A 7410-nucleotide genomic window follows, 5' to 3' on the forward strand; every position below is an offset into this window, starting at 1 on the left:
ATCCGTGAGTCGCTGGTCGCCGACGCCTCCGCGATCACCGACGAGGTCATCGACGCCCGCTTTCGCGACAGCCTCGACCCGCAGGTCATGGCCGATCCGCCGCTGCGCCGGCCGAGCGGTCGGACCGCCCCACGCACGATCTGGCGGATGGACCTGACCCGCGACGCGCGCCTGGCAACGTGCACCGTCCCGACGCTGGTCATCTGGGGCACGCTCGACAAGGTCAACCGACCAAGCGGCGCCCCGCGGCTGGCGCACACGATGCCGGACTGCAGCGCGTATCTCGCTGCGGGCGTTGGCCATTGGGTTCAATGGGAGGCGCCCGATCTCTTCAACCGGCTCGCGATCGACTTCCTCGGGGCCGGCGCGTGACCCGCCCCGACGTCTTCGGCGCCATTCATCTGGGCTATGTGGCGATCGAGACCCAGCGCTTCGCCGACTGGCGCCGCTTCGGCGCCGACGCCATCGGCCTTCACGTCGACGAGCTGACCCGCGACACCACCCGCTTCCGCTTGGACGAGCACGTATGCCGTTTTCTCCTCCAGCGCGGGCCCGCCGAGGACGTCACGGCGCTGGGCTGGCAGATCGACGACCACGAGACCTTCGAGATCGTCCTCGCCCGCGTTGCCAACGCCGGCGTGCGCGTGAGTGAGGCGACACCGGAGGAATGCAATCTGCGCGGGGTCGAACGGCTGTGGCGCTTCCCCGGACCGAAGGGCATGGCGACCGAGATCTTCACGGCCCCAACGACATCCACGGCACGGCTGCGCATGCTTCAATCGGGCTTCGTCACCGGCGCGTCCGGGATGGGCCATGTCGCCATCACCGCACGTCAACCCGATCGCATCCGCGGCTACTACGGCCGCGTCTTTGACGCCCGCCTTTCAGACTGGGTCCAGGAGAACATCGCCGGCGCTCGCCTCCGGATCCGCTTCCTACGGGTCAACGAGCGGCACCACTCGGTGGCCGTCGCCGGCGTCCAAGGCCTGCGCATCGACCCGATCCGGACCGCGATTCAGCATCTCAACACCCAGGTCGAGTCGCTCGATGACCTGCTCGCCGCCTACGAACGCGTCATCGCCCACGGCTTCCACATGCAATGGAGTGTCGGCCAGCACACCAATGACCGGGAGTTGTCCTTCTATTGCGTCACCCCCTCGGGCTTCGAGTGGGAGCTTGGCTGGAATCCGATCGTCGTCACCCCCGACCTCGAAGAGGTTTGGGCCCCAAAGACATACGACTCGATCTCCATCTGGGGACATACGCCGATCGGCGAGTCCGTCCTGACCCGCCTAACGCAATTCCGGTATGCCGCCGCCTCCCTGCGCGGCGGTCGTTCCGAGCTTCCGGTGTTGCGATGAACCGCGACGCGGCTGGAGCAGTGCGGGACGAGGTGGCCTACGACGTCTGTGTCGTCGGGCTCGGCCCCACGGGATTGGTGATGGCGCACCTGCTCGCCCTGCGCGGCCTGACCGTGCTCGCCCTCGAGCGGGAGCCGCAGTACTACGGGATGGCCAGGGCCGTCTATACCGACGACGAATGCCTGCGTATCCTCCAGGCCGCCGGACTCGCGGACGAACTGCACGCCGACATGCTCGTCGGCCTGCCGGTCCAGTGGATCCGGGCGGACGGGCGGGTGCTCGCCCATTTCCACGACCCGAGTCGACGCAATGGCTGGCCGACATCGAACTTCCTGTATCAACCGGCCTTCGAGTCGACTCTGGAGCGCCGTCTGGCAGAGCGGCCGGGCGTGACCATTCGCCGCGGACGGTCCGTGACGTCTGTCGAGCAGGACGATGACGGCGTGAGCGTTCACCACCAGGAATGCACGGGCGCCGGCTACGGCCGGCGTGACGCCGAACTGGTCGACGGGACGAGCGAGGTCACTCGTGCGTCCTATCTCGTTGCCGCCGATGGCGGCCGTAGCGGCGTTCGTACCCAGCTCGGAATCTCCATGTCCGGCAAGAGCTTTCCGCAGCGCTGGCTGGTCGTCGATCTGCACGCCCAACAGGGGGTGGATGCGTTCGGGCACCTGCCCTACTTCGACTTCATCTGTGATCCCGCACTGCCCACTGTCAGCTGCCCACAGCCCGGGCGCAGACATCGTTTCGAGTTCATGCTCCAGGACACCGACGACTCGGCCGACTTCGAATCGCCTGCACGCGCCAGGCAGTTGCTGGCTCGGCACCTCGATCCCCAGGACGTCGTGATCGACCGGCAACTCGTCTACACCTTCAATGCCCTGGTCGCCGACCGGTGGCGCGCGGGGCGGATCTTTCTTGCCGGCGACGCCGCGCACATGACGCCGCAGTTCATCGGTCAGGGCATGAATGCCGGCCTTCGGGACGCGGACAACCTTTCCTGGAAGATCGCGGATGTCATTCTGCGGCAGGCCGATCCGTCCTTGCTCGACACCTATGAGAGCGAGCGGCGGCCCCACGCCAAGTCGATGATCGATATCAGCGTGTTCAACAAAGACATCGTCTCCACCGCGCGCCCGGGCGCCATCCGGGCCCGCGACCTCGGCATCGGCGCCACGATGCGCGTCCCGGGACTGCGGCGGGTGCTCACCGAAGCAAAGCTCAAGCCGCGGCCGCGCTTCCGACGCGGCTCCTACTTCGGTATGCCGCGTGCCCCGCTCGGTGTGGAAGCCACCCTGGCGCCGCAGCCGGTCGTGCGCACGCGCGCGGGTGGCTCGGCCCGCCTCGATGACGCCACCGGATCCGGGTGGGCGGCCATCGGGATCGGCGTGGATCCACGCAGGGTGATCGATCCCCTTCAGTGGGCGCCGGTGCAGCCGACCTGGACGCGGCTCTTGCCCGCCGGTGGGCGGCCGCGATCGGTGACGGGCCGGCGCGAGCCTGACGACCCGGAGTTGATCGACCTCGAGGCACAGGATGCGATGCTCGCGCACTGGCTGCGCCGAGCGAGCATCACGACCGGCGACGTCGTCGTCCTGCGACCGGACCACTACGTCTTCGCCATCGTCCACGCAGCCCCCGGCGGCTTCCCTTCCCGCGCTGGCTCTCGGCGTGCTGCGTCGGAACGAACGGGCGCGCGCGCAGTCGGGCTGTTGCATAGCCGCTATCCGAGCAACGAGAAGGTGTCGCCATGAGCAAGAGTCCCAGGCGCATCGACGTCCACCATCATTACATCCCCCCGGCCTACAGATTGTTGTTGCGCGAGAAGGGGATTCGACCGGGTGGAATCCCCTTACCCCGGTGGGCCGCTCCCATGGCCTCGAAAGTCATGGCGGCCAACGGGGTCGAGACGGCCGTCGTCTCGGTGTCGACGCCCGGCGTGTGGTTCGGCGACGTCGCCGAGGCCCGCCACTGGGCCCGGCGGGTCAACGAGTTCGGGGCTGCCTTGGTGGCCGACAACCCACGTGGCTTCGGCTTCTTCGCGACCCTGACGCTTCCCGACGTCGACGGCGCACTGGTGGAAGCGGCATACGCCCTGGATGTGCTCAAAGCCGACGGCATCGTCCTGTTGGCCAACAATGCCGGGATCTACCTCGGCGACCCCCGCTTTGCGCGGCTGTTGGCCTTCCTGGACGAACGCGGCGCCGTGGTCCTCATCCACCCCGGTGAGTTGCCCGGTGAGCCGGTCGAGGGGTTACCCAGCTTCGCCGCGGACTTCCTCCTCGACACCACCCGCTCCGTGCTGAGCCTGATGTCAACGGGTGCCCTAGAGCGGTATCCCCGGATTCGGTTCATCCTCGCCCACGCCGGCGGCTTCGTGCCCTATATCGCCCACCGCCTCATCCTGGCGACCCTGCGCGACGAGCCGAAGATCAAGGTGGCCGGCCTCCTCCTCAACCGCAAGCGTGCGGTGGCTGCGCGGATGCACGTGTTCAAACGGTTCTGGTACGACACCGCCCTCTCCTCGACGCCGGCGGCCTTCCCCAGCCTGCTCGCTGTCGCGGACCCCAGCCGGATCGTCTTCGGGTCGGACTTCCCCTTCGCCCCCGCGCCGGCGGTGAAGTTCATGCGTGCCGAGTATGAGGACCTCTCCCTCCCGGCAGAACTGCGAGCCGGCATCGACCGCCGTAACGCCGAAGCTCTCTTTCCTCGCCTCGCCACTGCCAGATCCCACGGTCCCGGTGAGGGTTGACTCTGACACCGTGAGAGGGCCCATCCTGAAGGACATGACATTCACCCCAGCCGCAACCACCCTCGACTGCTCCGATGTCGCCGCCGTCTCGGCCTTCTGGTCGGCGACCCTCGCCCGCCCGCTGGATCCCGGCGCCACGAGCTATTTCGCGAGGATCTCCGCCGACGGACCCGGCGCGGGGACATGGATGTTCATCGGTGTGCCCGAGCCCAAGACGGCGAAGAATCGCCTGCACATCGACTTCGTCAGCGACGACCGCATCGCCGAGGTCGAGCGCTTGCTGGGCTTGGGCGCGACGAGAGTGAGCGACCACGACGAGTTCGGCCACCGCTGGAGCACCCTGCGCGACGTCGAGGGCAACGAGTTCTGCGTCGCCGACGCGCCCGCCTGACCAAGCCCCCCACCCCAATCCCCCCGTCGAGCGGCTTCCCGGTCACGGGGCCAAGGCGGTGGCGTGGTGCGTCGCTGAGTCGTAGGTCAGGGTGACCGGAGCCGTGTCGCCCGGCACCGAGAACGGGATATTGGCACCATCCTTGGCGCCGTCGGCGCCATAGTTCTCCGCCCACGAGCCGCCGATCGCGATCTTGAACTCGTAATCCCCCTTGGGCAGCGACGTCAGCTTCAGGGTGAAGGTGCCGTCGCCGTCGGGGTCGGTCAGCGCCGTCGCCGCGCACTCCGGCTGCCAGTCACCCGGGCAACCCGCCTCATCCTGGAAGCTGCCCGCAGCAATCACCTCAGCACCATCGCTCTGCGGCGCAGCGACTTTCGCCGTCATCGACCCGTACGACGTCTGCCCGTCGAGCGTGCGCGCGACAGCGACGATGTCGTAGCTGCCGGCCGACAGCGAGCCGGTGTCGATATAGAGCCCGTATGCCGAGTTGTCGTCAGTCCCGAGGACGCGCCAGTCCGCACTCCCCTGTTTGCGGATCGCGAAGGTGACCTCCGCAGGAAGGTCCCCAGCGAGAGTCGCTGTGACTTTGGCCTGGCCGCTCAGCGTCCCGCCGGTGCCCCCCGCCACCGTCACTGGCGGAGCCGCAGAGGCTTTGGGCACGGCGGCGCCGGCCTTGAGCACCGTCACGGCTCGTGCGGGCACGACCATCTCCAGCTTCCCGTCCGCCCCGGCCTGCGCGCCGGTACCGCCGAGGAGCGAGGCGAAGGCAATGCCCGGCGATGCCGTCGGCACCGAAACCCGTTGCTCCTCCTTGGCGTTGTTGGCCGCGACGAGATATTCAACCCCGGAGTCCCGGTCGATCCGGGAGAAGGCGTAGACGCCCTCGCCGTCCGCGGCATACCGCTCGATCTGGATGCCGGTCGCAAGCGCGGGGTTGTCAGCGCGCAGGTCCGTGAGCGCCGCAATGTGTTGGTAGAGAGGCACATCGGTGTCGTAGCGATCGCGGGCGCCGGGGTGATCGCCGATGATGCGGTCCGCGGCGTACTGCTCGACCCGTGTCTTGAACAGGTCCTGGCGCGCATCCTTATCGCCACCCCAGCCGACAAAACCTTGCTCGTCGCCGTAGTAGGTGACGGGCTGACCGCGAGTCAGGTACATCAGCGACATGGCGAGCTTGTCGCGCTGGAGCAGGTCGTCATCGTCGTCCGCCGCGCCGACGAGGAAGGAGCCGATTCGGCCCATGTCGTGATTGCCGAGGAATGTCGTCACGACGTACGCATTGGAGTCGGCGTCGAGATAGGTGTCGTCGGCGGCATACAATTTGCTCAGCAATTGGGCGGAGTGACCGGAGACGAAATCGACTGCCGCACTTTGGAATCCGAAGTCCAAAGTGCCGGGCAACCGACCCGTGGTCGAGTAGAGCGACATCACCGCAGGCGAGGTGTCGTAGACCTCGCCGAACATGAAGAACTCATCGCGGCCGGCGGCGCGCGCATGCGCCATCAGCGCCGGCCCGAACTTCCGCCAGAAATCCAGATTGACATGTTTGACGGTGTCGATCCGGAAACCGTCGATGCCGAAGTCGATCCACTTCTCGTAGATCGCGATCATGCCGTCGAGGACCTTCGGGTTCTCGGTGAACAGATCGTCCAGGCCGCCGAAGTCGCCGTAGGTCGATGATTCGCCCTCGAAGGTGGAGTTGCCGCGGTTGTGGTAGAGCGTGCGGTCGTTGAGCCAACTCGGGGTCTTCGCCTCGGCGTCCACGGCACTGCGGAAGATCGGCACATAAGGGAAAGAGGTCGCGGCAGACAGCGCGGGGAACCCGGCACGGTCCGCCACCTCGGCATCGTCGAAGGACTTCCCCGCCGCATCCTGGTACGGCGAATCCGCCTTGGAGACATACGAATACGTGCCGCTCTCGTAGTCGATGACGTCGGCGGTGTGGTTGGTGACGATGTCGAAATAGACCTTCATCCCCTTGGCGTGGGCCGCCGCAATCAGAGCCGTCATCTCGTCATTCGTGCCGAGATGCGGGTCGATGCGAGTGAAATCGGTGATCCAGTAGCCGTGATAGCCGGCGCTCGCATCCTCACCGCTGCCCTGCACCGGCCGGTTGACGAAGGACGGCGTCAGCCAGATCGCCGTCGTCCCCAGGCCCTTGATGTAGTCCAGCTTGCCCTGCAGACCCGCGAGATCGCCGCCGTGGAAGAAGCCCTTGTCGGTGGGGTCGAAACCGGTGGTGACGCGATCACCGCTCAGCCCGCCCCGGTCATTCGCCTTCTCTCCGTTGGCGAATCGATCGGTCATGACGAAGTAGAAGTTCTCGTGCCGCGGCGTCGCGACCCGCTTCGCCAAGGCCGCGACCTCAGCCCCCGACAGGCTCACCGGTCCCGGAGGCCTGCCCGCCGCACCCGCCGTCCCGGTCGAGGGGGAGGGCGATGAGGGATCCGACCCGCTGCGGCGAGTCACGCCATACGCGACGAGGGCACCCATGAGGACGCCGATCAGGGCGAGGATCAGGGAGCGGCGACGGATCACCGTGGCAGGCTATCCCGCGGACACCGAGAAGACCGGCGCGCGGGCCACGTCAGGACGGGCGCCGCGGGATCCCAGGCCGGGTGATTCCGACCACGGTGACCAGTTCGTCAACACCCACGAAATTACCGGGGCTGGTGGTGAACAGCGGAAGGTCGTTCGCGCACGCGACGGCCGCGATCTGAAGATCGGCGACGCGCCGGCGCGGTTGACGGCCGATCCCGGCCACCGCTGCGCAGATCCGACCGTAGGCCCGAGCAGCAGAGGCATCGAATGGCAGGGGGTGGAATTCATGCTCGGCACGCTGCAGCACATCCATGCGGGCGGCGCGCTCGCGTCGGGCCACGACGTCGTCACCGACCACGAGGTGC

At 67.4% G+C, this 7410-nt stretch carries 6 protein-coding genes and 1 pseudogene; 6 read left to right on the forward strand and 1 reads right to left on the reverse strand.

The genetic code is table 11. From position 1 onward, the window contains the following. From PKH97_RS11530 to PKH97_RS11550, 5 genes and pseudogenes are all read left to right on the forward strand, one after another. Positions 1 to 372: pseudogene (locus PKH97_RS11530) on the forward strand (2-hydroxy-6-ketonona-2,4-dienedioic acid hydrolase); the annotation flags it as partial. Further along, on the forward strand, positions 369 to 1361 hold the full coding sequence (locus PKH97_RS11535; RefSeq protein ID WP_324387593.1) for a VOC family protein: 993 nt from the start codon (positions 369 to 371) through the stop codon (positions 1359 to 1361). The pseudogene PKH97_RS11530 and the gene PKH97_RS11535, both read left to right, overlap by 4 nt. Then, entirely contained in the window at positions 1358 to 3115 is a 1758-nt protein-coding gene (locus PKH97_RS11540; protein ID WP_324387594.1) for a bifunctional 3-(3-hydroxy-phenyl)propionate/3-hydroxycinnamic acid hydroxylase, read from the forward strand. The genes PKH97_RS11535 and PKH97_RS11540 overlap by 4 nt, the downstream gene beginning before the upstream one ends. Then, on the forward strand, positions 3112 to 4113 hold the full coding sequence (locus PKH97_RS11545; protein ID WP_324387595.1) for an amidohydrolase family protein: 1002 nt from the start codon (positions 3112 to 3114) through the stop codon (positions 4111 to 4113). Before PKH97_RS11540 ends, PKH97_RS11545 begins: the two co-directional genes overlap by 4 nt. A 34-nt stretch (positions 4114 to 4147) precedes the next feature. Next, a complete protein-coding gene (locus tag PKH97_RS11550) occupies positions 4148 to 4504 on the forward strand; it encodes a VOC family protein (protein ID WP_324387596.1) in 357 nt (118 codons plus the stop codon). Between the two features lie 42 nt (positions 4505 to 4546). On the opposite strand, the gene PKH97_RS11555 is transcribed toward PKH97_RS11550, so the two are convergent. Continuing rightward, entirely contained in the window at positions 4547 to 7042 is a 2496-nt protein-coding gene (locus PKH97_RS11555; protein ID WP_324387597.1) for an alpha-amylase family glycosyl hydrolase, read from the reverse strand. A 1-nt stretch (position 7043) separates the two neighbouring features. Here PKH97_RS11555 and PKH97_RS11560 point away from each other — a divergent pair. Further along, on the forward strand, positions 7044 to 7410 hold a 367-nt coding region (locus PKH97_RS11560), incomplete at its 3' end, for a hypothetical protein (RefSeq protein WP_324387598.1).

The sequence above is a fragment of the Nostocoides sp. genome (assembly GCF_035343835.1).
Taxonomy (GTDB): Bacteria; Actinomycetota; Actinomycetes; order Actinomycetales; family Dermatophilaceae; genus Nostocoides_A; species Nostocoides_A vanveenii.